Below are 2,162 nucleotides of genomic sequence, written 5' to 3' on the forward strand. Positions count from 1 at the left end.
AAGAAGGGAAAAAATTAGAGGAAGTTTTAGATATTTTAAAAAGCTCCTTCAAAGGCCTTGAAGTTGAAGAAGTAAAAAAAGAAGAAAAAATTTCAGAAGCAAGCTCTCCTATTATAATACTTGCAAATAAAATAATTGAAGAAGCTTACTTTAAAAAAGCAAGTGATATTCATGTTCAGCCTTTAGAGAATAAAGTTATTATAAGATACAGAATAGATGGAACCCTTCATAAAGTTTTAGAACTTCCTAAATACGTCCAGGATGCTCTTATAACAAGATTTAAAATAATGGCAAATTTAAAAATTGACGAAAAAAGAGTGCCTCAAGACGGAAGAATAGATTTTACAAAATATAATCCTTCTATCCTTATAGACTTAAGGGTTTCAACTGTTCCAACTATTTATGGTGAAGATGTTGTTATGAGGATACTTGCTAAGAAATCTCAGCTTTTAGACCTTGATAAACTTGGATTTACCGAAGAAAATTTAAAACTTTATAGAGAAACTATTAAAAAACCATATGGAATGATACTTCATACAGGTCCCACAGGCTCTGGTAAAACAACAACCCTTTATGCAGCATTAAAGGAAGTTAATACACCTGACGTGAAGATAGTAACAGTTGAAGACCCAGTAGAATATACACTTGGAGGAAGTATTGTTCAAACAAGTGTAAACATAGATGCAGGATACACTTTTGCAAAAGCATTAAAAGCCTTTTTAAGGCACGACCCTGATATTATACTTGTTGGTGAAATAAGAGATATAGAAACAGCCAAAATTGCTGTTGAAGCTTCTTTAACAGGTCATTTAGTATTTTCAACACTTCACACAAATGATGCTGTCAGTACAGTAACCAGACTTAGAGAAATGGGAATTGAAAGTTATTTAATTGGTGATTCTTTGTTATTAGTTGTCGCCCAAAGACTTGCTAAAAAGATATGTAGCAATTGCAAAACATCATATATTCCTTCAAAAAAAGAAATTGTAATAATTACGCAAGCTGGATTTGAAGTGAATGAAAATACAGTTTTATATAAAGGAGCAGGATGTAAAATTTGTAATTTTACAGGTTATAAAGGAAGAGTTGGAATACATGAACTTTTACATATAAATGAAAAAATAAGAGAAATGCTAATTGAAAATGCAAGTACTGAAGATATAAAAAAAGAAGCTTTAAAAGAGGGTATGAAAACCCTCCGTCAAGATGCTGTTTATAAGGCAGTACAAGGAATAACTACAATTGAAGAAGTAGAAAGAATAACTATTGATTAAACATTAAATCTGAACAGCATCACATCTCCATCTTGAACTACGTAATCTTTACCCTCTATCCTAACAGCTCCAGCCTCTTTTGCCTTTTGCATAGAACCGTGTTTTACAAGTTCGTCATAGTTTATTACTTCTGCTGCAATAAATCCTCTTTCAAAATCTGAATGTATCTCACCGGCAGCCTGAGGGGCTTTAGTTCCTCTTTTTATAGTCCATGCTTTTGTTTCTTTTTCTCCTGAGGTGAAGTATGTTATAAGGTCAAGCAAACTATAACCTGTCCTAATCATTTTATTTAATCCAGGCTCTTTAAGACCGTAAGCTTCTAAAAGCTCTCCTCTTTCTTCTTTAGGTATTTCAATAAGCTCCTGCTCAACTTTCCCCGACAGTACAACTACAGGAGCCCCTTCTTTTTCAGCCTTTTCTTTAATCTGTTTTACATACTGATTATTTTCACCTTCAGGGAGGTCTTCTTCTCCAATATTTGCCACATACATAATAGGCTTCAAAGTTAAAGGAAATATTGTTTTTTTCATATATTCAATCTCATCTTCAGAAAATTTATCTAAATTTGTTCTAAGAGGCTGTAAGTTTTCAAGAATTTCTTTTGCTTTTTCTAAAACCCCAGCTTCAAATTTAGCTTCTTTATTTCCGCTTTTAGCAGGCTTTATTACTTTCTCAAGCCTTCTTTCAACAGTTTGAAGGTCCGAAAGAATAAGCTCTGTTTCTATTATTTCCGCATCTCTAACAGGATTAACAGAACCTTCAACGTGCACAACATCGCTATCTTCAAAACATCTTACAACATGTGCTATTGCTGAAACATTTCTTATATTTGATAAAAATTGATTACCAAGTCCTTCTCCTTTAGACGCTCCTTTAACAAGCCCTGCT

The 2,162-nt window shown here is 32.9% G+C and carries 2 protein-coding genes; one reads left to right on the forward strand and one right to left on the reverse strand.

The annotated features are described in order from the left end of the window. The coding region (locus HG1285_RS03925) for a GspE/PulE family protein (RefSeq protein ID WP_008288763.1) at positions 1-1,274 on the forward strand (1,274 nt) is incomplete at its 5' end. On the opposite strand, the gene ychF is transcribed toward HG1285_RS03925, so the two are convergent. After that, on the reverse strand, positions 1,271-2,162 hold an 892-nt coding region (gene ychF / locus HG1285_RS03920), incomplete at its 5' end, for a redox-regulated ATPase YchF (protein WP_008288764.1). The two genes, HG1285_RS03925 and ychF, sit on opposite strands and share 4 nt — an antisense overlap.

The sequence above is a fragment of the Hydrogenivirga sp. 128-5-R1-1 genome (assembly GCF_000171895.1).